Origin of the sequence: Paenibacillus sp. NPDC093718 (assembly GCF_050279985.1) — a bacterium.
Taxonomy (GTDB): Bacteria; Bacillota; Bacilli; order Paenibacillales; family Paenibacillaceae; genus Paenibacillus_AQ.
In genome coordinates this window covers 34,127-55,410 of record NZ_JBNNUS010000003.1, presented here as the reverse complement: position 1 = coordinate 55,410, position 21,284 = coordinate 34,127, and the positions used below count along the sequence as shown (strand labels likewise).

The 21,284-nt window shown below is 51.8% G+C and carries 19 protein-coding genes; 13 read left to right on the top strand and 6 right to left on the bottom strand.

Annotated features, from left to right (window positions below; translation table 11 throughout):
- The first annotated feature begins 118 nt into the window (after positions 1-118).
- The 12 genes from ACQKPA_RS10115 (at position 119) to ACQKPA_RS10060 (ending at position 13,992) form a co-directional block, all read left to right on the top strand.
- Entirely contained in the window at positions 119-1,141 is a 1,023-nt protein-coding gene (locus ACQKPA_RS10115) for an amidase domain-containing protein (RefSeq protein WP_427491812.1), read from the top strand.
- A gap of 44 nt (positions 1,142-1,185) precedes the next feature.
- Positions 1,186-2,280 (top strand): D-alanine--D-alanine ligase, encoded by a 1,095-nt coding sequence (locus ACQKPA_RS10110; RefSeq protein WP_071220871.1) that lies wholly within the window; start codon positions 1,186-1,188, stop codon positions 2,278-2,280.
- Positions 2,281-2,376: 96 nt separating this feature from the next.
- Positions 2,377-2,694, top strand: coding sequence for a hypothetical protein (locus tag ACQKPA_RS10105; protein ID WP_006208215.1), 318 nt, complete (start codon positions 2,377-2,379; stop codon positions 2,692-2,694).
- Entirely contained in the window at positions 2,691-3,692 is a 1,002-nt protein-coding gene (gene uvsE / locus ACQKPA_RS10100) for a UV DNA damage repair endonuclease UvsE (RefSeq protein ID WP_427491809.1), read from the top strand. The genes ACQKPA_RS10105 and uvsE overlap by 4 nt, the downstream gene beginning before the upstream one ends.
- 264 nt (positions 3,693-3,956) lie before the next feature.
- Positions 3,957-4,820, top strand: a complete 864-nt coding sequence (locus tag ACQKPA_RS10095; protein ID WP_427491807.1) for an inositol monophosphatase family protein — start codon at positions 3,957-3,959, stop codon at positions 4,818-4,820.
- Positions 4,821-4,883: 63 nt separating this feature from the next.
- Positions 4,884-5,150, top strand: coding sequence for a hypothetical protein (locus tag ACQKPA_RS10090; RefSeq protein WP_427491805.1), 267 nt, complete (start codon positions 4,884-4,886; stop codon positions 5,148-5,150).
- Positions 5,151-5,662: 512 nt separating this feature from the next.
- Positions 5,663-6,925: a stalk domain-containing protein gene (locus ACQKPA_RS10085; protein ID WP_427491803.1), complete on the top strand. Its 1,263-nt coding sequence runs from the start codon at positions 5,663-5,665 to the stop codon at positions 6,923-6,925.
- A gap of 436 nt (positions 6,926-7,361) precedes the next feature.
- Positions 7,362-9,194: a cache domain-containing sensor histidine kinase gene (locus ACQKPA_RS10080; protein WP_427491801.1), complete on the top strand. Its 1,833-nt coding sequence runs from the start codon at positions 7,362-7,364 to the stop codon at positions 9,192-9,194.
- A complete protein-coding gene (locus ACQKPA_RS10075) occupies positions 9,194-10,513 on the top strand; it encodes a response regulator transcription factor (RefSeq protein WP_427491799.1) in 1,320 nt (439 codons plus the stop codon). Before ACQKPA_RS10080 ends, ACQKPA_RS10075 begins: the two co-directional genes overlap by 1 nt.
- A 96-nt stretch (positions 10,514-10,609) precedes the next feature.
- Entirely contained in the window at positions 10,610-11,545 is a 936-nt protein-coding gene (locus ACQKPA_RS10070) for a carbohydrate ABC transporter permease (RefSeq protein ID WP_427491797.1), read from the top strand.
- 1 nt (position 11,546) lies between these two features.
- The gene (locus tag ACQKPA_RS10065) at positions 11,547-12,413 is read left to right on the top strand and encodes a carbohydrate ABC transporter permease (RefSeq protein ID WP_427491795.1); all 867 of its coding nucleotides are present in this window, start codon (positions 11,547-11,549) and stop codon (positions 12,411-12,413) included.
- Positions 12,414-12,543: 130 nt separating this feature from the next.
- Entirely contained in the window at positions 12,544-13,992 is a 1,449-nt protein-coding gene (locus tag ACQKPA_RS10060; protein WP_427491793.1) for an ABC transporter substrate-binding protein, read from the top strand.
- Positions 13,993-14,274: 282 nt separating this feature from the next.
- Here the strand turns inward: ACQKPA_RS10060 and ACQKPA_RS10055 are convergent, their stop codons facing one another.
- The 5 genes from ACQKPA_RS10055 to ACQKPA_RS10035 form a co-directional block, all read right to left on the bottom strand.
- The gene (locus ACQKPA_RS10055) at positions 14,275-15,261 is read right to left on the bottom strand and encodes a DUF4367 domain-containing protein (protein ID WP_427491791.1); all 987 of its coding nucleotides are present in this window, start codon (positions 15,259-15,261) and stop codon (positions 14,275-14,277) included.
- On the bottom strand, positions 15,212-15,811 hold the full coding sequence (locus ACQKPA_RS10050; protein ID WP_427491789.1) for an RNA polymerase sigma factor: 600 nt from the start codon (positions 15,809-15,811) through the stop codon (positions 15,212-15,214). Before ACQKPA_RS10050 ends, ACQKPA_RS10055 begins: the two co-directional genes overlap by 50 nt.
- A gap of 301 nt (positions 15,812-16,112) precedes the next feature.
- Positions 16,113-16,985: an aminoglycoside 6-adenylyltransferase gene (locus tag ACQKPA_RS10045; protein ID WP_427491787.1), complete on the bottom strand. Its 873-nt coding sequence runs from the start codon at positions 16,983-16,985 to the stop codon at positions 16,113-16,115.
- Positions 16,986-17,156: 171 nt separating this feature from the next.
- Positions 17,157-18,473, bottom strand: coding sequence for a glutamate-1-semialdehyde 2,1-aminomutase (locus ACQKPA_RS10040; protein ID WP_427492767.1), 1,317 nt, complete (start codon positions 18,471-18,473; stop codon positions 17,157-17,159).
- Between the two features lie 79 nt (positions 18,474-18,552).
- Entirely contained in the window at positions 18,553-19,641 is a 1,089-nt protein-coding gene (locus tag ACQKPA_RS10035) for an LCP family protein (RefSeq protein ID WP_427491785.1), read from the bottom strand.
- A 129-nt stretch (positions 19,642-19,770) separates the two neighbouring features.
- Between ACQKPA_RS10035 and bcp the strand changes: the two genes are divergently transcribed.
- The gene (gene bcp / locus ACQKPA_RS10030) at positions 19,771-20,253 is read left to right on the top strand and encodes a thioredoxin-dependent thiol peroxidase (RefSeq protein ID WP_427491783.1); all 483 of its coding nucleotides are present in this window, start codon (positions 19,771-19,773) and stop codon (positions 20,251-20,253) included.
- A gap of 88 nt (positions 20,254-20,341) precedes the next feature.
- On the opposite strand, the gene ACQKPA_RS10025 is transcribed toward bcp, so the two are convergent.
- Entirely contained in the window at positions 20,342-21,202 is an 861-nt protein-coding gene (locus tag ACQKPA_RS10025; RefSeq protein WP_427491781.1) for a pirin family protein, read from the bottom strand.
- Positions 21,203-21,284: the final 82 nt, after the last annotated feature.

Sequence of the window (21,284 nt, the reverse complement as noted above, 5' to 3'; positions counted from 1 at the left end):
AGTCGCTGTGATCCCGGTGTTTCTGTATTCTCTTGACCGAAGTACATAGCCCGAACATTTTCTTCATATAGTTGTGATAGGGAACAGCGTGAAAGGCAAGGTTAGAGGAGGAGAGTAGATGAACAGTCTGAAGCAAGCAGAGAAGCCTTGGAAGCAAGCTCTATATATTTACGTCAATCAATATAACCAAAATCGCGTGGACTATTCTTCAGGCCTGAAAGAGCAGATTGTAGCGGATCTGAATTTCCTGGTAGAGAGAGGAGAAAGGCAGTTTCGGCTGCAGTCGTGGTATGCGCAGCGGGAGGTTACGCCGCTTAAGAGCGAGACTCGTGCCCGCCTCCTGCGCATTCTGAGGGAGACGGAGGATGATGTGGTCGCGGACGTGCGGCTTCACAGCGTATTTTATTATGAAAAAAGAGGGATGACGCACCGGGAAGATACGGTTTTTAGAGAGCGGCTGACGCTGATCCGGGACGGGGATGCCTGGTTGATTGTAGGCATCGAACGTCTGCAGGATGAACGCCATCCCCTGCAAAGAGCCGATGTTCCGGCAACAGGCGCGGATGGGGCTGGAAGAGAGCCGTCCACTCCCTTTATGAACGGACGCGTATACGCCGCTGGCAGCAGCCCGCGGTCAGGACGTTACGAGCGTGAAGCCGCAGCTGCATATGCCGACCGTTGGTGGGATTCCGGGAATCCGGAGTTTGAGGAATTTGACGTGGATTGCACGAATTATATCTCCCAGTGCCTCTTTGCAGGCAAAGCCCCAATCCACTATACTGGTAAAAGAGAAACGGGATGGTGGTACAAGGGGTACGTAAACAAACGGGAATGGTGGAGCTACAGCTGGGCGGTATCGAACAGCTTTGCGCATTATTTGAACGCCAGTACCTCGGGGCTGCGGGCCGAGCGGGTGGAACGTCCCGAACAGCTGATGCTGGGGGATGTCATCGTATACGATTGGGATGGTGACGGCGGGTTTCAGCACAGCACCATCGTGACGGCGTTTGACGCGGGCGGTATGCCGCTCGTCAATGCACATACGGTGTCCAGCCGCCATCGCTATTGGGACTACCGGGATTCCTACGCTTGGAATGATAACACCGAATACCGGTTTTACCATATCCCCGATTATTTTTAAGTGACAGCATGTCGTGCTGCAATACGGACAAGAGAGAGGTTAACATGGGACAGGATAAATTGACGGTAGGTTTAGTATACGGGGGGAAATCCGGCGAGCATGAGGTGTCGTTATCCACGGCATTCGCGGTCATGAACGCTTTTGATTTTGATAAATATGAGATTGTTCCATTTTATATTTCCAAGCAGGGTAGCTGGAGAATCGGCAGCAAGCTGTCGGCTCCTTTTGCCCAGTTGGAGGAATTGAAGCTGGCTGAAGGGGAAGGCACGCAAACCGCGCTGAACGCCGTGTTCAGCAGATTGTATGGCCAAGAGAGTCAGGCGGTGGATATTATGTTCCCGCTGCTTCACGGGACGTTCGGTGAGGACGGAACGATTCAGGGACTGTTCGAAATGGCGGACATTCCTTATGTGGGAACCGGTGTGCTTGCGTCTGCAGCGGGGATGGATAAAGTCGTGATGAAGAAGCTCTTCGCACAAGCGGGATTGCCGCAATGCGAGTACTGTTATTTCAATCGTACCCAGTGGGAGCGGAGCCAGCATGAAGTGCTGAAGGATATCGAGGACAAACTCGGATACCCGAGCTTCGTCAAGCCGGCTAACCTGGGTTCAAGCGTCGGGATATCCAAGGCTAAGAACCGGGAGCAGCTTAAGGCAGCGATTGAATCCGCGCTCCGGTTCGACGACAAGATCATCGTTGAAGAGTTCGTAGATGCGCGCGAAGTGGAGGTCAGCGTGCTCGGCAATGATGAGCCGATGGCATCCGTTCCGGGTGAAATTGTCTCTTCCAGTGAATACTACGACTATGCGGCCAAATATACGGATGGACAATCACAGATGCAAATTCCGGCCGAAATCGAGCCGGATACGGCTGATCGTCTGCGCGACCTCGCCATTACCGCGTTCAAAGCGATTGAAGGCGGCGGCATTACTCGGGCCGACTTCTTTGTCCGCCGTTCGGACGGCGCGATTCTGATCAATGAAGTGAACACGATGCCCGGCTTTACGCCGTTCAGCATGTACCCGCTCTTGTGGCGGGAAACGGGCGTGTCCTACCGCGAGCTGCTTGACCGGATGATCGAGCTGGGCCTTGAGCGGTACAACCGCAAGCAATCCCTGATTTATGAGAACCAGGCGTAAGCCGTCAATAGGATATGAAACACCAGGGGGAGTCCGCGCTATTTAATACGGCTCCCCTTGAGTCTAATATTATGGGATGAAAGGAAGATACGTATTATGGGATTTCAAACCGAGTTCAATTCCGTTTGTAAGTTTAAGAGTGAGCAGGAGCTCTATGAGCTGCTGGAATACGGCCGCGGTAAAATGCTGAAGGACGGGCTTCGGGTATTTCCGACAGGACAGAAGGTTATTGCTTATACGCCGGATAACCAGGCGGTGGCCATCGTCCTGATCACTGCATGCGTATCGGAGATTAACTTCCAGGGCCGCGAGGTCACTTCGGTCGAACTGCAGCTGATCCGCAAATTGACGGATGAGGAAGCACGCGTACAAACAGCGCTGGCTCACGAAATGTTCTTTGGAGATCATGCATGATTGTCCGTTTCGGTTATGTGGCCATGTCCACGGTCGTGCAGAATGCTTCTCCTTCCAAGACGATGACCATGAAGAGTTTTATGAAGCTGAATGACCGTGAGGCCGGCTTACACAAACTGGAGCGGATCGCGAATGAGAATCTACATAATACCCTTCGGCTTCTGAAGCATAATGCGGCTCACGATATCAAGGTGTACCGCTTCTCGTCCAAGCTGATTCCGCTGGCCACGCATAATGACATGCGGGACTGGGATCCGTTTCCGGCTTTGCGGGAAGGCTTTCAGGCCATTGGGGAATTCGTGAAAAAGCACGGGATGCGGGTCTCCTTTCATCCGGATCATTTCACGGTGCTGAGTACGCCGCGTCCCGAAGTGCTGGCCAATTCGATCCGTGATCTGGAGTCGCACGTCCAGATGCTGCAGGCGATGGAGCTGCCTGCTTCCATGAAGAATAACATTCACATCGGGGGAGCTTATGGGGACAAGCCTTCGGCAGCGGCGCGATTCGTTGAACATTTTCTTGAGCTTGAGCCGCACATTAAGGAACGGCTGACCCTTGAAAATGACGATAAAACCTTTACCGCCCAGGAAACGTTGGCCGTGTGCAAGCAGACCGGGCTGCCGATGGTACTGGACATTCATCACCAGTGGGTCAATAACGATGGCGAGGCTCCCTGGGAGCTGTGGCCGGATATCCTTCGCACCTGGGAGGCGCCGCTTGCGCAGGCCGATTCGGACCGGGCGCAGCCGCTCCCGCCCAAGATTCACGTATCCAGTCCCAAGAGCCCTACCGATATCCGCAGCCATGCGGATGGGGTGGATGTCGTGCCATTGCTGGCGTTTTTACGGAATATTGCGGGGGCTACGCCGAAGGTGGACGTCATGATTGAAGCGAAGATGAAGGACGGCGCCTTGTTTGATCTGATGAAGGATTTGGGAGATTATACGGAAGAGGGCGTAACCATTCTCGATGGTGCTTCCATCGAAGTAAACCCTTAACCCGGTAAGATGAGATTGTTAACACTTGCAAGTTGATGGATTTTGGGTTACGTTGGAAGTGTCCAAACAGAGATTCCCCTTAACACATGACATCGGATAAAAAAGTTCGTTCTCGCCAAGCATTCAGGTGCACAGCATAGGACGGACTTTTATTGAAATAGGCGGAATTTTCGCGTGGTTGCCCTTTCGATTACCGCCATGACTGAATAGGATGTAGGGATTGTCAAAAATCACTAGATTTATATAGAAAGTAGAGTGAATGCTTTGAACGAGAATGAAAAGATTCCTTATGTTGTCAGCAGTAAGAGTTACACCGCCGTTGCGATTAATTGCGCCGCCAAAGCGGGTGAGTGGATTAAGAGCAAACTCGGTACCGTCAAGCAGTTGAGCACCAAGTCTTCGGCACAGGATATCGTAACCGAGGTGGACAAAGGCGCGGAGCAGATGATCCGCAAGCTGATTTTAACGCACTTTCCGGATCATGCGATCCTCGGTGAAGAAGGGGTTGCCCCGGGTACCGATGCCTACAATAAGGCACTCGAGGACGCCAAGGAGGAAGAGTATCTCTGGATTATTGACCCTGTGGACGGAACGACGAACTATGTTCATGGATTTCCGTTTTACTCCGTGTCGATTGCACTGGCTCATCATGGAGAAGTCATTGTCGGCGTTATTTACGACCCTTCCCGGGACGAGTTGTTTGTTGCGGAAAAAGGAAAAGGGGCCTACGTTCACGGCAACCCTACCTATGTTTCCAAGGAAGATCAATTGTCGGACAGCTTGCTGGCCACGGGCTTCCCGCTGGACAGCACGGTCAACCTGCCGCTGAATATGGCGGAGCTGCAGGCGCTTTTGCCGCTGGTCCGCAATGTAAGAGCAGGCGGTTCCGCTGCGCTTCATCTTGCTTATGTGGCTGCCGGCCGGCTCAGCGGATACTGGGAGCACGGCTTGAGCGCTTGGGATGTTGCCGCAGGCGCACTATTGGTTCAGGAGTCCGGCGGTAAAGTAACCGATACGGAAGGAAAGTCATACGATTTGTCGGTGCGTCATTTGGCGGCAACCAACGGGCTGATTCATCAGCGTTTTCTGGATACACTAAAGGACGCGGGCGAAGCTTTGGTTCGCTAAAGGCCCGGGACAGCAGAGAAGTGCAGGTCACTTACAACCGCTTGATAAAGGAGTGTGCTTACGATGAATGAGAAGTCGGATCAGGATTTGGAGCGCCAGCTCAGCGAGATGTTAACGGACGGTGAAATGCAGAAGAAGGACCGGGAGAAGGAGGAGCGCAGGCTTCTCTCTCCGAAATACGAGATCCGGATTCAGACGCAGCTCGATCCCATTGTGGAAGAGACGCAGAAGTATCGCAGCATGGCGAAGGAAGTGGATGATCGCTATGACAAGTACATGGATAAGGCAGTTAAGAAGGATAAGCCTGAGAATTCAGGTGAAGAAGCTTGATAGCGCTTTAAGAGATGTTTACGAAGCGGGACATCTCTATTCATTAAAGACCGAACCAGGAATGGACAGCATAGAGCGTGCTGTCCATTTTTTTATGATGGCTGGCCAAGATAACACTGTTCTAGGCTGGCTCAAGTTGGTGTGACTATGGTTGACCTTGTCCACATAGGGGGGAAATCGGTGCGAGTTCGGCTTATTCCGATGAGAACAGCTGGAAACCGGCCATAACTACGTTCGTTATGCTGTTTCTTCCAGCCAGCTTGGCGATGCTCGGGGTGATTTATTCCTATCGATTGCTGCTGCTGGTTGCTTTTGGATGGTCGATATTGCCAAGCCTGTATCTGGCAGCCACGCCTGGGATATTTGCTTGGTTTGGAGCTACATCCCTCGGTTATTTATTCGCTTATCTTCTCATGAAGCCTTATCGTCCTGGTTGAGTTCAGTACCATTCACAGGTTGCTGGTGGTAAAATAAGGCTGTATTAAGATAATTGATGTTAAGGGAGTGAAGGCATGTTCAAACAATGGAAGAAGGGGCTGGCGGCAGTAACCGGCACCTTGACGCTCGCGGTGGCACTGGTTGGACCGGGCGTTGCGCCGGCTTATGCCGATGAGGTTACAGCCAAGGATACATATCATATTGTAGCATTGGGGGACTCGTTGACCGTCGGGTATGAGCCGGGAATGGATCTGAACAGCAAGCCTTACGGTTTTGTTGACCGGCTGTATGAGCAAGGTTTGTTCCACGGCCGAACCGAGATAACGAATCTGGGGATCGGCGGCCTGAAAACCGATGGGCTGAACCATTACGTCAAGGCCGTCTTGGATGAACGCGCAATTACGGCGGAGGAGCTGCAGCCGGGGTTAAGCGGCATCGATCCGCGCACTAAACAGATGGGCGCTGACGCAGCGAAAGCCAAGCCGATTATCGCGGGTGCGGATCTGATTACCATTACCATCGGCGGCAATGACATGATGAGTCTGGTCAGTACCGTCGAAACATTAAACGATGAACAGCTGAAAGCAAAGATGCAGGAACTGTTCAAGATCTATACCGATAATGTCTCATCCGTTATTACCAACTTGCACGCCATCAATCCGGATGCCGCAATCGTGGTGTCGGACCAGTATAATCCGGTGCCCAAAGTCGCTGACGAGGTCGCATACGCTAAACTGCTTGCAGCATCCGGAGAGTTTACGAAGCTGGTGGAAGGCGTAGCTGACAGTTTTGCCACACAGGGCGTGAATATCAAGGTAGCGCATGTCGCGAAGAAATTCGTGGGCTCCGAGCTGACGATGACCCATATCCTGAAAGACGATATTCATCCGAACCAATATGGATATGAGACGATGGCCAGTGTGTTCGCAGAGACGATCTGGGGCAGCTACAAGAATCCCGCTGTCCAAGAACAGGGGCAGCCGATGCGCATCATCGTGAAGGGGCAGGAGCTGAACACGCCGTATAAGCCAATCCTTCGCGATAACCTGAATTACGTAGCGATACAGGATATCGTAGATGCAGTGGGGGCGACGACCACATGGGAAAATAAAACGTCCAGTGCAACGATTACGTTCGGAGATCAGACGGTGGTAGTGAAGATCGGTGCCAAAACCGTTCAAGTTAACGGAACGGCTGTCCCGATCGATACGCCGGCTTTCCTGCAAAAAGTAGGAAAAGAAGATAAAACCTACGTTCCGCTCGCGGTAATTGCATCCGGTCTTGGTTTTGATGTTCAATACAGCACCAAATTGCGTACCGCATTCATTAACTTGTAATCCATAAGCAAGCTGCATCGGCTGGAAGGAGCCGATGCAGCTTTTTTTGTAATTACCGATTGTGGTGATGGCCAATGAGAGATTTCCAGTTGCTATCCCCCCTTTGTTGACGACGCGTTAGAGAACATGCTTGGGATTTAGTTCAGAGATGTCTTTGCACGGCGGTGTGATGTTTTTAACGTAAGTAACTCCAGGCAGATGGTACAATACGACATCATTTCCTTTCACGGATGATTTGACATCAGATCAGATTTTGAACCCCGACTCCCGCCAGACACGCCCGCCGCTTTTGCAGGAAATCGCTTGTCGTAAGGCTAATACATCAATTTAGGACTTTCTGCCTGATCGTAAAAATACGCATCATTTCCGTAGAAATAACTACGCTGATGCCGCTGGATTGTTGCTATGCTTGAGAAAGCCGGAGGTGCAAGGACCGATGAAGAACCGCTTCAAAAATCCGCTGGGCCGCATGAATATCAAGCAGCAGATGATTCTGCTGTTCCTGGTGCTGGTCATTCCGTTGTTTGCGCTGAACGCCTACGGGAATTCCATGGCCGGTCAAATTCTGAAGCGTCATGTGACCAATGCTTATATCGAACTGAACAAGCAGAACTTTAAGCTGATTAACCGTGATGTTGAAACCGTTAACAAAGTGACCTCCACCATCATCCAAAACTCGCAGATCCAGCAACTGGATCCCTTTGCCGAGGGCACCGTTCTCGCACGCGTCAAAAACTACGAGAGGCTGGAAAAGATGCTGTTGTCCTTCTCCCAAGAGACAGATGAACGCGAGCCGGTTTATTACTCACTCTATGTGTATGATCCTGACAACAGCTACTTCTTTGCTCCCTATTACCCTGACCGCAGAAAAGCGGGGGTGTATTTTTTCTCCGACGAGAAGGAGAAGCCGGCATGGTTCGATGAAGCCGTGGCGATGAAAGGGAACGGGTATCTCAAGCGCATAGCGAATCTGTCGCCGCCGGTACAAGGGCGGCAGGATCAAGAGACCTTAAGCTATGTGAGGGCCGTGAACAATATTTATAAGGGCGGGACCATCGGCGTTCTGGTGGTCACGAATTTAGACGCGCGGATCGGCGAGTCGTTATCGACGGTATCGATACCGGATGGGGAGCTGTATTTTACGGATGGGAACGACCATATCCTGACTTCGTCGGTACAAGGTTTGGCAGGAAGGCTTGAATTGCCGCCTGAAGCGGATCCGGGTCAATCCACGATCGGTATTATGGACGTGATCACGTCGGATTTTATTTATGTCATTGATTATAACTACGTGCTCAATCAGAAGCTGGTCTATAAGGTGCCCGTCAAAACGCTGCTCTCCCAGCAAAGCGAGATGAAGCGTGTTATCCAGTTTATCTCCATCGCTTACTTTGCCGTGGGTCTCATTATCGTTTTTTATTTCTGGCAGTCGCTGATGACGCCGCTCCAGAAGCTGGCGCATTTTGTGAGAAGGTACGAACCGGGGAACGTTGTACCGGAAACCCCCTATCGGCGCAGAAAAGATGAAGTCAGTGTCCTCATCTCCACGATCTATGACATGGCCCGCCGATTGAATGATCTGATCCACTACAAATACCGTATGGATCTGAAGCAGAAGGAAGCGCAGCTGCAGCTGCTTTATCAACAGATTAACCCCCATTTGCTGTATAACACCTTGGAAAGCATCTATTGGAAGAGCACGATGGAGGGCAATACCGAGTCCGCAGAGATGATCAAGGATTTGTCCAAATTGATGAAGATCAGTCTCAGCCGGGGGCGGGATCTCATTATGCTTGGGGAAGAGCTCGAGCATGCTGGGGCTTATATCAATCTGCAGCTGAACCGTTACGATTATCAGTTTACCGTCCACTGGGAAGTGCCCGAGTCCTTGCTGGTGAACCTTGTGCCGAAGATTACGCTGCAACCGCTGCTGGAGAACGCGATCATTCATGGCATTAAAAATATGGGCGAGGACGGAAATATACGGATTTCAGGGCATCTTGAAGAGGGACAATGCCGAATCGTCATTGAAGATAACGGCTTCCGCCCCGTAAACTACGAGTCCATCCACAGGCTGCTCCATGATGAAGCTCCGGACCCTTCGCTAGGCTACGGGATCCGCAATATCCAGGAGCGGCTCCAGCTGCATTTTGGAAGCGGCTACGGACTACAATATAAACCAAGAGAAGAGGGGGGAACCCGCGTGACGATCGCGATTCCCCGAATAGAAGAAACAACCATTACCGCAACCGGACAGGAGGTTTCCTGATGTATAACATTTTGGTGGTAGATGACGAGCCTTTGATCTGCAAGGGCTTGGCAGGGCTGTTAACGTCCTCGGGCCTAGCCATCGATGGGATTGCTACGGCCTACAGCGGGCAGGAAGCGCTGGATTACATACGGATGGGAGATATCGACCTGCTGGTCACCGATATCCAGATGGGCGAGATGAACGGCATCGAGCTGATGCAGCAGGCCAAGATCGTGAAGCCTTGGGTTCAGACGATCATTATTTCAGCCCATGAAACATTTCAATATGCGCAGCGGGCGCTCCAGCTCGGAGCCAAGGATTATTTGATCAAACCGCTGAACAGCGAGCAGTTTCTGGATTCGGTTCGCAGCGTTCTGCTCAAGATGGATCGATCGGCGCCTCAGATGGAGCCATTTCTCATGGCCGATAACGAGCATTTTCGGATGGAGGAGCCTCCCTCCGAACGAATAGATCGGCTGAATCAACGGCTCTCCACGGGGCGGGATCAGCCGCAACTGGCCGGCCTAGACGATTCGGAGTTGGGCTTGATCGGTCCTTATTTTGCGGTCATCAAGATGAAGCTGGGATTAAGGGAAGACAGCAGCGCTTCTTTTTCAAGGCAAGATCTAAGCCTGATTCAATATGCCGCGCTGAATATCGCCAAGGAACTGCTGGAGCAGGAGCCGCACGCCTTCGTATTCTATTCGCCGGAGCGGGACATCAACATCATTCTCCAATGGAGCGAGCAGGAGATGGAGGAGAATGCGAGCGGCAAGATCCACCATCTGGAGATGATCGGCCGGAGTCTGCACTACCATGTGGAGCTGTACCTGAAACGAAGCTGTACCGTTGGGATCAGCCAAATATTGAGGGGGCCTGAATTTTTGACTGTGCTCAGCCGTCAGGCGGACAAAGCGATGCTGTGGAGCGAGCAGCTGCAGGACTTCCACGTGTTTTATTACGGGGATTTCAATTGGCACAACTATGCCCATGAGACATCGCACGAGGTGCTCTCGAGCCAGGGCAATCGGATCGTGGAGAATACGAGGGAATATATCGAGGAGCATTACCGCCAGAAGGGATTGACGATTCACGAGATAGCCAAGAACAATCACGTGAGCCCGAACTATTTGAGTTATCTGTTCAAAAAATATACCGGCAGCAGCCTGTGGGAGTATGTCGTGAAGCTGCGAATGGAGGAGAGCAGGTCCCTGATCCTGAGCACGGATCTCCGCCGCTACGAAATCGCGGAGCGAGTCGGCTATGAATCCCCGGAGCATTTCAGCAAAATCTTCAAAAAATACTACGGCGTCAGTCCCAGCGAGCTAAAGAAGTAAGAACGGTTATACTTCACATAGTTTTAGACATGTTCGAAGACTCCCTGTCTTTTTAAAATTAAAGCTGGACATTTAATTAAGGAATGAGGGAGTCAGATGGAAGAAACGGCCATGCCGCAAGGCCAGGCTCGGATAGAGCCCGGTCATCGCACCCGGCAGGAGCACAAGCGCAAGCCGCTGTGGAAGAAGTACATATGGGGGTATATGTTCCTCGTTCCGGCCATTGCGATCTTTATCGTTTTTTTATGGGTGCCGATCTTGAAAGGGATCTTTTACAGCTTTTTTCATATCGATTTCGTCAAAGGCAACACCTTCGTCGGGTTCGATAATTATGCCAAGGTTCTCAGCAATCCTGATCTGCTGCTTTCCGTTCGAAATACATTGTATTTCATGCTGTTAACGCTGGTCATCGGCTTCTGGGTGCCCATCGCGGCCTCTATCGCCATCTCGGAGCTGAAGCTGTTCCAGGGCTTTGCCCGGATTGCGGCGTATCTCCCGTTTGTCGTACCTGGCGTCGTGCTTTACGGCATGTGGAGGTGGATGTATGACCCGGTAGGACCGATCAACGCCCTGTTCGGCTTCTTCGGGGCAGAAGCGGTATCGTTTATTTCGGATAGCCGTTTCTCCATGGTTTCGCTGGTCGTGATGGAGACATGGCAGCAATTCGGCTCGGCGATGCTGATCTATCTGGCCGGCGTGCTCAGCATACCGAAGGATTGGTATGAAGCCGCCGAGATCGACGGTGCGGGCGTATGGGCCCGGATTAAATACATTACGCTCCCCTCGATGCGCAATTTGATTATGCTCATGCTGATCCTGCAACTGATCGGTACTTCGCAGGCGTATCAGTCGCAGCTGGCGATGCTGGACGGCGGACCGAACAAGGCCACGCTCACCTACGCGCTTCTAACCGTAAAATATGCGTTTAACCAGCTGGATTACGGGGCAGGAACCGCGATGGGCATCTTGATGTTTCTGGTGCTGAGTTTGCTGGGCATCCTGCAATTCAAGATGAACAGGGAGGAGTACTAGGATGAAAGAGAGAGGCATACTGTCCGCTTCGGATCTGAGAAAACCGTGGAACAAGGCGGTATACGGATTTATGGTGCTGTGCATCGCGGTGATGATCTTTACGATGCTGTACCCGATCGGCATGACGATGTTTAACGGGCTGAAGAGCAATCAGGAGATCAACACGTTTCCGCCGCGCTTTTTCCCGTCGGAATGGCATTGGGACAACTTTCCGAAGGGGTGGGAATACATCGATCTGCCGATGTTTCTGAAGAATACGCTGCTTATTTTTGGCGGCAATCTGCTGGTGACGATTCTGGTACTGGGCTTGGCGGCATTCAGCATTTCCCGTATCCGGGTTCCCTATCACCGCGTCATCTATTTCTTCATTCTCATGACCTTGTTTATTCCGGCGTCGAGTTACATGATTCCGAACTTCGTTAATTTGAAGGAACTGGGGCTGCTGAATTCTTACTGGGCCTTCTGGCTTCCGGCGGGAGCGAATGCGTACTTCTTCCTGCTGATCAAAAACTTCTTTGATGGTATTCATCCGGAGATCTTCGAGGCGGCACGCATCGATGGCGCTTCGGAGTTGAGCAGCTTCCTGCGAATTGCCGTTCCGCTGTCCGTCCCGATTTTTGCAACGCTGGCGATTTTTATCTTCTCCACGGCATGGAATGACTGGTTCTGGCCGTCGCTGGTCATGCAGACGCAGGACAAGTACACGCTGGCCACGGCCATCTACAAGTATGTCATCAACGCAAGGAGCCTGGACAGCAGCATAAAATTCGCGATCCTGTTCATGGTCATGGTGCCGCCGATCTTCGTATTTCTGGTGTTCCAGAAATTCATTATGCGCAGCGTCAGTCTCTCGGCTGTTAAAGGGTAGGGCAGCGTGTACACCATCGTAGCCCTGCACATGATCGTCATATGAATGCACATCGTCCTTTAAGAGTTTCGATTCTATGATGGAGATAAGAATGGACATTATCAATTCAATAAGGAAAAGGGGAGTATCCATGCGCAAGTTCTCAGCACTACTGATCTGCCTTATGCTGTTCAGCTCCTTGCTCGCCGCTTGCGGCGGAGGCAAAGCAGCGCCGGAGGCCGGCAATAAAGACGGAGGGACTGCCAATTCGGGCGGAACGACTGCAACGCAGACGGAGGAACCGAAACAGGATATCGCGGATCAAAAAATAACGATCAAGATCCACTATCCGCTGCCGGATGACACAACGCTGCGTCAGCAGGAGGATGATAAAATCGCCCGTTTCCAGGCGAAATATCCGAACGTGACCATCGTGAAGGACGACTGGCAGTACAGCGTCAATGAAATTGGGGTGAAGATGGCTTCGAACGAAGCGCCGACATTTTATAACACTTGGGCCACGGAGGCACAGCTGCTCGTGGAGCGGGGCTGGGTGGCCGACATCACGGAGTTCTGGAACGAGTGGGAGTACAAGGACGACATGAATCCCGTGCTGCAGGATCAATTCATCGTGGACGGCAAAGTGTATGGTGTTACGCAGAACGGGTACATCACGTCAACGATCGTGAACAAAAAACTGCTGGATGCGAAGGGCGTACCGGTTCCGCCGATGGATTGGACGTGGGACGACATGTACAACACGGCGAAAGGGGCCGCAGATCCAAAGGCCGGCATATCCGGCATAGCGCCAATGGGTAAGGGTAATGAAGCCGGATGGAACTGGACCAACTTCCTGTTCGAAGCCGGCGGTGATATCGAAGTGAACGAGGGCGGCAAAGTGAAGGCCGTGTTTAACTCGGAAGCCGGAGTGAAGGCGCTGGATTTCTACAAGAAGCTGAGATGGGAGGCGAATGCCATTCCGCAGGACTGGGCCCTCGGTTGGGGGGATGCCGTCAGCTCGTTCCAGCAGGGACGTACGGCGATGGTCATTGCTGGCGCATTTGACGTGATCCAGCCGGCATTGAATGAGGGCGGCATGAAGCCCGAGGATGTGCTGGCATATCCGATGCCTGCCATGGAGAAAGGCGGAGCGCATCACGGCATTTTGGGAGGCAATTATTTGGTTATCAACCCGAATGCCACGAAGGAAGAGCAGGAAATGGCTTTCCGTTACATCACGTTTGATTATTTTACGGATGATGCGCTGAAATCGGTGGAAGATACGATTAATGCCCGCAAGGCCGAAGGCAAATACTTTGTACCGACGCCGCTGGAATATTTCAGCGATGATTCCGAGTATGCCGCGAAGGTGAAAGCCATCTACGATAAGTACGACAACGTCTACAAATATGATCCGCAGCTCTTCAGCCTGTTGGAAGGCAAACCGGAAGCGCAATTCGGTACGCAGGATTATTATGCCGCGATGTCCAACGTTGTACAGGAATCGTTCTCGAAGGAAGGCACGGACTCCAAGAAACAGCTGGATGAAACAGCTAAGCTGGTTCAGGAGAACTTCTTCGATAAGATCGAGCAGAAGTAAGAGGGCGGATGCCCGGATGGGGTTGGGGAACATGGCAGCACAAAAGAGAGACGCCGGAGCGGCGTCTCTCTTTGCTGATTCATATCCTTGGTTATAGTTGCTAAAGCCGGACGAAAGATCAGCCCTTCTTAAGCACGGCCGCCTGATTGGTGTCCGGATCCCGAGACCTGCACAGACGACTTTTTGTATTATCTTTCATTTACAGCGTTCCTACGAGAAAAGAGCCATACTGTATAATGATTGGCTATGATGACAGCCTTAAGCCAAAAAACATCATGCTGCTTACTTGGAATCCGCCTTTGGAATGATTGTCTTGGCGATGCGGATCAGCTCTTCGACAGCGATGTCACCCGTGGTAGAGTTGAGCGAAAACAAGTAGTGATGTCCGGTGGTTGGTTCTTCATAGACCCAGTCCAGCTGCACCAGCTGCGCCGAGTTTCCGCCGTTCCACGTTTTTTGCAGCACACCCTGCCCGTTGATCTCGATTTTCCGACTGGTCATGCCCGTGCTCTCATCCCAGTAGGAGGTCACGCTTCCGTGGTCCCCGTTATTCAGAATGGTAAGGGAGACTTCCTTGTTGTCGCTGGTATAATATACCGTTGAAAGCCAGAAGTTATCGGTGAACTTCACCGGCATCAGGGCGTAGTCCTTCCCGGAAGCTTTGGCTTTCTCAAGCAGCTTTTTGGCGATGTCGGCTTTTTCCTGCTCGGTCAGCGGGTTCACGTCAGTCTCGCGCTCCATGTGCACGCTGGCGTTTTTGAACGTATACTTGCCCGAACCGGACAGCTCCTTGGCGAGCGGTAAACCGGGCACGTTCACCATGCTTTGCAGCTTGGCGAAATCCTTGACGGCATGTGGAGTGGATTTGATGTCGATGGCATGCTTCGGATTATCCGGTACGACATAAATGATGGCGGCTTCGCCCGGCTTGATCTGTTCGTCCCAGATGGTGTTCATGAGGTGTATGCGGTTCAGTTCCTCTTTTGAATAGTCCTTAGGGGAAGGCGACTCTGCGCTCGATTTCTCCTCATAGACTACCTCTCCCTTGCCGTTGGTTAAAGAGTGGTACTTTACCGCTGCGAAACCGGTCGATGCGGTAAGCAGCATGCCGGTAATTAAGAGAATGCTTACTTTGTTTTTCACGAAAAATCGCTCCCTTTTCAAATGCTTTTCACGAATTTGGTTCATGACGCGTTCCTGGAGGGCCGTCCCGATCGGCTCAACCCTTTGAAAGAGTGGTTTCAGGTCCTGGTCGTTGTCCATGCTCATTCGTTTCTTCCCCCTTGGCCATGGCATAATGTTTGCGGAACTTGGCTGCGGCTCGCTGAAATTTTTTCCTAAGATAGGTCGTGCTTTGTTGCAAAATAAGGCTGATCTCATGATAGCTCTTGTCCTCGACGCAGCGCAGGATGAGCAGGCTTCGTTCCTCGGCGGTCAACCTGGCCAGCGCCCTGAGCACGGACGGATTGTAGTATTTGTGCTCGATGACCTGATCGACATGCCTGTTATCCTGATCCTTCTGGTACAGAAAGGGGAGGTATCGGGATAGCTTTCGCTTGCGGAGGTAGTCGATGCACTGGTTGGAGGCGATGCGGTACAGCCAGGCTTCGAAAGGCTTGTCCGGTTCGAAATTAGATAGATTGCGATAAGCTTTCAAAAAAGCTTCCTGGGTGCAATCTTCGGCTTCGGCATAGTCGCCAAGCATGTGATAGCAATAGTTGAAGATGGCTTTGTGGCAGCGGTTCATGATCAGCTCATATTTGTCGATCTCTCCCTTCAAAACATCAGCAACGATCTGATGGAATGCTGGTTCATCCAAGTGGTTTCACCCCTTTACAATCTGTATTACGCTTGGGCAAAGCACAAATGTGACAAATGGATTTAATAAATCTTGTTTGCAGGAGAGGGCATTCGGCAAAATCAAGTTGGAGTAAGCGGTGCCCTGTATGGGTTGGCGGGAATTCTGCAACAAATAAAGAGAGACGCCGGAGCGGCGCCTCTCTTTACTGATTCATATTCTTAGCAATCGTGGCTTCATTTGGACCAGTGGTTATTCCTCTTCGGGCCGGGCTGCCCGGGTTCGATATTTGGAATCAAGGGAACCGCAGCTTCCCGCAATCTTAATAGATCGCCTTGGCATCCGCCGGCAGCTGCCGGACATGCTGCAGGAAGGAGGTAACGCGCTGATCCTGTCCCATATCGTATTCGAAGCCCAGTTGTTCAGCGACATAAAGCGCGGTTCTGCGGAACAGCGCTCCCATCGTAAACAGCGCCTCCCACACCTCTTCGTAGGTTCCGCGAGGGTAGGTGGACATCAGCTCGTTCCAGCTGTCCGATGTCAGGTAGTTTTTCAAGTACTTGCCGTTCTTGCCTATGCTGAGCGAGAAACCGGTCTGGGTACCTACCTGCCACCCCAGCATTTTCATCAGCATCGGACGCATGATGTTGTGAAAGTGGTCTTGGGCATACAGTATTTCTTCCCGCCACAAGCCCTTGGCTACATACGTGGATACCCACCAGAATTCATTGCAGCAATCCTCGAAAAAGGCTGCCGACGGGCGCTTTACCCAGAAATCCTCGTCGGAGGGAGCAGGAATATTGGGAAAGGCCTGATCTTTATCCATTAGGATTCGGATCAGTTTGTCTTCCTTGCAGTATTTCTCCTTCTCCTCGATGGGAATCAGAGTCATGTCAATCCGGTTGCCGTCGGTAAATAACATCAGGTACGAGAACCAGCCTCCAAGATCCGGAGGGAACATGGCCATATCTTCGGGCGTCTGCAAAATAATCCGTTCCCCGAAGACGTCGATCCAATCAGGATCCTGAATAAAGCTCTCCATGTCCGTTACATGAAAGCTGATATCGTAATCCTGAAATATATCCTTAGGCACGTTCGGATTCGTTCTGGAGCCTTCGAGGGTCACGGCCCGAACCCGTTCGTCGTGGGCTGCGTAGCCCAATATCAAATCCATTATTTCTTGCTCGCTTCTCATGTTATCCAGCCTCCGCATTCATATTTAGATTACTCAAGGTTTGAATCGGACTGGTCAGGAGGTCCACGAATCCGGACCGAAGAAGCATGGCATGGATGTGGAGCACGTTATAACTTGTTCAACAGCTTTTTCATGAGGAGATCTCCTTTCGCGGTTTTGCATTTATCTATATTAATTCTTCATGGCCTTAAAAGATTCCTCCGCAGCCTCAAGCGTAGCCTCAATGTCGGCATCCGTATGGGCTGTGGTCATGAACCAGGCCTCGTACTTGGAAGGAGCCAGGTTCACGCCACGGTCCAGCATATGGCGGAAGAATGCGGCGAACGCTTCGCCGTCGGTGTCCTGCGCTTCATCATAATTCGTGACCGGATGATCGCAGAAGTGAGTGGAGAAAGAACCACGGATGCGGCTGATTGTGAGCGGAATGCCGTGGCGGTCGGCGGATGCCTGCAAGCCTTCCGTCAACTTGATGGTCAAGCGCTCCATTTCTTCATATACGCCTTCACCCTGCAGAACCTCCAAGCAAGCGATTCCGGCGGCGATGGAGGCAGGATTACCCGCCATAGTTCCTGCCTGATAAGCAGGGCCGAGCGGTGCGACCTGTTCCATCACGTGTTTACGGCCGCCATAGGCGCCGATCGGCAGACCGCCGCCGATGATTTTGCCAAGAGCCGTAAGATCCGGCTGAATTGCCTCGTGATTGTTCAGACCCGCATAAGTTTGGGTAGATCCGTAGTGGAAGCGGAAAGCGCTGATGACTTCGTCATAGATGACCAGCGAGCCGTTGTCGTGCGTCATCTGGCATAAGCCTTCGAGAAACCCCGGCTTCGGCATCACCATGCCGAAGTTGCCAACGATCGGCTCCACCATAACGGCAGCCACATCATCGCCCCATGCGTCGAGGGCAGCGCGCAGGCCTTCCAGATCGTTGAACGGAACGGTAATGACTTCCGTTGCAATGCTGGCCGGGATCCCGGCGCTGTCCGGAATGCCGAGCGTGGAAGGGCCGGAGCCTGCTGCCACGAGGACAAGATCGGAATGGCCATGGTAGCAGCCGGCGAACTTGATGATTTTGTTGCGTTTGGTGTAGGCGCGTGCGACCCGGATCGTGGTCATGACCGCCTCGGTGCCGGAATTGACGAAACGCACCTTATCCATGGACGGGATGGCGGCCTTCAGCATTTTGGCCAAAGTGATCTCAAGCTCCGTTGGGGTCCCGTAGAGGGTGCCGTTTTGAGCTGCTGCCGTGATTGCTGCCGTAATATGGGGATGGGCATGTCCGGTTATGATCGGGCCATAGGCTGCCAAATAATCGATGTAGCGATTGCCGTCCTCGTCCCAGAAGTGAGCTCCATTCGCGCGTTTCATGAAAACGGGGGCGCCGCCGCCTACGGCTTTGAACGAACGGGAGGGGCTGTTTACGCCGCCTACGATATGCTGCAGCGCTTCTTGATATAGAGTTTCCGAACGGTTTCTTGATGTAGTCATCATATTTAACTTCCTTTCTTCATGAAGCAGGACAGGCAGCTAAAATGACATAGCTCCTGTCCTGATTGCTGTAAGTGTATTAGTTACGATCCGTTGTTGCAGATGGAGCAGTGGTGCTATCCGAATGACCATTCTCAGAATCGTTATTCTCAGAACCAGTGGTTTCAGAATTGCTATCCGTACCTTCGCTGCCTTCTGTCTCAGGGTCAGGCGTTGGCGGATTTAAGATGTCCTGGATATACTGTTTCAGCGTATCCGAATTGCCGACCGTTAGCACGGCTGCCCCGCCAATATGTTCTTCCTTCAGGAGCTTCATCGGAGGCACCTGTTCGCTGCCGCTCATTTTACTCTTGTAGGCAACGTTCGCAAGCTTCCACATATCCTCAACATCGAGATTGGTATCGATATACGGGCTGACGGACTTCAGAATGTCCGGAAGCTTCATGATGGAAGTGGTGGTCTGCATTTTCTTGGCTACGGCCTTCAAGAGCTCGCGCTGACGCTCGGTGCGGGTAAAGTCGCCCATCGCATCATAGCGGAACCGGACATATTGCAGCGCCGCGTTGCCATCCAGATGCTGCATGCCTTGCTTCAATTCGATGTCGTATTCGTTTTTGTCAGCTTTACTGGAATATTTCATGTCCTTCTCAACATAGAAATCAACTCCGCCAACGGAATCAACCAGCTTCATGAAACCCTGGAAATCCGTATAGACGTAGTATTGAACCGGAATGCCCAGCAGATCGCCAACAGCTTTCATAGCCGTATTCGGGCCGTGTGTAATGGCCGTATTGATTCGATTTCGGTCGTACCCGGGTATTTCTACGTAAGTATCGCGCAAAATAGAGAATAAGTGCATTTTCTTCTTCACGGGATCAATCGAGGCAACAAGCATACTGTCGGAACGAGGAATTTCGCCTTCCTCAAAACCGCGCGCATCCACGCCCATCAGCAGAATGTTAACCGTCTCCGTTCCTTCCCACTCGGGCGGCGCTGGTACTTTGGCATCTACCTTTTCAATTTCACGAAAAGGGGAGGATTCACCTGATTTCTGAAGACTCTGCAAGCCGTCGTAGAACGATGCCGCATAATAAATGCCGTAACCAATAATAGCGGCGAGGATCAGGCTGACACTCCATATAATCGTCTTCTTTGTTTTTTTGGTCATTGTGTTCTTCCTTTCGGATTACGCTGATGAATTAATTCGATAGAACATTTGAACATTCGACATTCATTCTATTATAATTTTTTTCGAAAAGACAATCAATTTTCGGGACTAAAGTCCGTATTTTAGGAGTTGAGCCTTATCGCAGATCAAACGCAGTTGACAGTTGGAAGCCAGGTGCCGGATTTTTCACTTCCGGCTTCGAACGGGGAGAAGGTAGCTTTAAGCGATTTTCGTGGACGTAAAGTCGTGCTGTTCTTCTATCCGAAAAATATGACCCCAACCTGCACGGAAGAGGCTTGCAGCTTCCGTGACCATTATGGAAGCTTGGAGCAGGCAGGGGCAGTCGTGATCGGGATTAGCCCGGATCCCCTGAAATCCCATGCCAAATTCATCGATAAGCATAGCCTGCCCTACTTGCTCTTGTCTGATGAGGAGCATAAGGTAAGCGAAATGTTTGACGTGTGGCAGATGAAGAAGATGTTCGGCCGCGAGTATATGGGTATTGTACGCTCGACCTTCTTGATTGATGAGCACGGAAAGCTGGCCGCCGAGTGGCGGAAAGTGAAAGTGAAAGGTCATGTCGAAGCGGTTCTTGCAGCCGTGCTGTCATAGCTATATGAAGAACGGTCCCTCAGCATGCCTGGACAGGCATGATAAGGGACCGTTTTTTAAATAAATAAGACCAGAGGTATAGGTCGGCCTAGTTGGATGAATGCTTCAAGAACGTGCCATTCCGATACTCGCGAAAAGCTTCGTTCACTTCTTCTTCCGTATTCATGACGAAGGGACCGCGGGCCGCCACGGGCTCTCGCACTGGTTCGCCCGCATATAGGACAAAGCGAAGAGGCTCCGTCGCCGTTGCCTGTATTTCACTTGGCTCTCCATCGATTCCAGCGCCCAGCCGCAACACCTGGCCTTTAGCCGCGTTCACGCCGTTGCTGCCAAAAGTTCCGCTGCCCTCTAGGATGTAGATGAAGCCGTTATAACTGCCGGGCAGATCTTGCGTGAAGGAAGCGCCAGATTCCAGGGACACCTCAACCATAGTGACCGGAACATGATTTTTAGTGGGGGAAGCGACATCGCCGGAAGAACCGGAGAAGACCCGAACGAGCGCGCCATTTTCTTGTCTGACCGGCATATCGGTTCCCTTCAGGTTTTGGTAGCGGGGAGTTGTCATTTTCTGCTCGCGGGGCAGATTGACCCAGAGCTGCAGGGTGTGAGCCGTTATTCCCTCTGACGGCACTTCGTTGTGAATGACGCCGCTTCCGGCTGTCATCCATTGGACATCTCCCGGTCCCAGCATCCCGCCTTGCTTGGAGAGGCTGTCATAATGCTCGATAGTCCCATCGATAACATAGGTAACGGTCTCGATTCCCCGATGGGGATGGTCGTCGAATGATCCGGCTTGGAACTTGTCTTCCATCATTCCGAGAAACGGATCGGATTGGCTCCAGTTACCAAATTCGATGACGGGTCCTGCAGCATGGATCGGGCTGTGACGCCGAAGAATGACATCTTGGACGTCCGTAATATCACGCTTAATGAGAGGTTGGTGATTCATCTGTTCTATCATCCCTTCCAATTGTGTAATGGGTGAAGAGGGCATTTCGTATAGCGAAGCTCCAAATGCAGCTATTTGAACA

What these genes read in the sequence shown, in the direction of transcription:
- ACQKPA_RS10115 (WP_427491812.1), top strand. Translation starts at nt 119, where the DNA reads ATGAACAGTCTGAAGCAAGCAGAGAAGCCTTGGAAGCAAGCTCTATAT.
- ACQKPA_RS10110 (WP_071220871.1), top strand. Translation starts at nt 1,186, where the DNA reads ATGGGACAGGATAAATTGACGGTAGGTTTAGTATACGGGGGGAAATCC.
- ACQKPA_RS10105 (WP_006208215.1), top strand. Translation starts at nt 2,377, where the DNA reads ATGGGATTTCAAACCGAGTTCAATTCCGTTTGTAAGTTTAAGAGTGAG.
- uvsE (WP_427491809.1), top strand. Translation starts at nt 2,691, where the DNA reads ATGATTGTCCGTTTCGGTTATGTGGCCATGTCCACGGTCGTGCAGAAT.
- ACQKPA_RS10090 (WP_427491805.1), top strand. Translation starts at nt 4,884, where the DNA reads ATGAATGAGAAGTCGGATCAGGATTTGGAGCGCCAGCTCAGCGAGATG.
- ACQKPA_RS10085 (WP_427491803.1), top strand. Translation starts at nt 5,663, where the DNA reads ATGTTCAAACAATGGAAGAAGGGGCTGGCGGCAGTAACCGGCACCTTG.
- ACQKPA_RS10080 (WP_427491801.1), top strand. Translation starts at nt 7,362, where the DNA reads ATGAAGAACCGCTTCAAAAATCCGCTGGGCCGCATGAATATCAAGCAG.
- ACQKPA_RS10075 (WP_427491799.1), top strand. Translation starts at nt 9,194, where the DNA reads ATGTATAACATTTTGGTGGTAGATGACGAGCCTTTGATCTGCAAGGGC.
- ACQKPA_RS10070 (WP_427491797.1), top strand. Translation starts at nt 10,610, where the DNA reads ATGGAAGAAACGGCCATGCCGCAAGGCCAGGCTCGGATAGAGCCCGGT.
- ACQKPA_RS10065 (WP_427491795.1), top strand. Translation starts at nt 11,547, where the DNA reads ATGAAAGAGAGAGGCATACTGTCCGCTTCGGATCTGAGAAAACCGTGG.
- ACQKPA_RS10060 (WP_427491793.1), top strand. Translation starts at nt 12,544, where the DNA reads ATGCGCAAGTTCTCAGCACTACTGATCTGCCTTATGCTGTTCAGCTCC.
- ACQKPA_RS10055 (WP_427491791.1), bottom strand. Translation starts at nt 15,261, where the DNA reads ATGAGCATGGACAACGACCAGGACCTGAAACCACTCTTTCAAAGGGTT.
- ACQKPA_RS10045 (WP_427491787.1), bottom strand. Translation starts at nt 16,985, where the DNA reads ATGAGAAGCGAGCAAGAAATAATGGATTTGATATTGGGCTACGCAGCC.
- ACQKPA_RS10040 (WP_427492767.1), bottom strand. Translation starts at nt 18,473, where the DNA reads ATGACTACATCAAGAAACCGTTCGGAAACTCTATATCAAGAAGCGCTG.
- ACQKPA_RS10035 (WP_427491785.1), bottom strand. Translation starts at nt 19,641, where the DNA reads ATGACCAAAAAAACAAAGAAGACGATTATATGGAGTGTCAGCCTGATC.
- ACQKPA_RS10025 (WP_427491781.1), bottom strand. Translation starts at nt 21,202, where the DNA reads ATGAATCACCAACCTCTCATTAAGCGTGATATTACGGACGTCCAAGAT.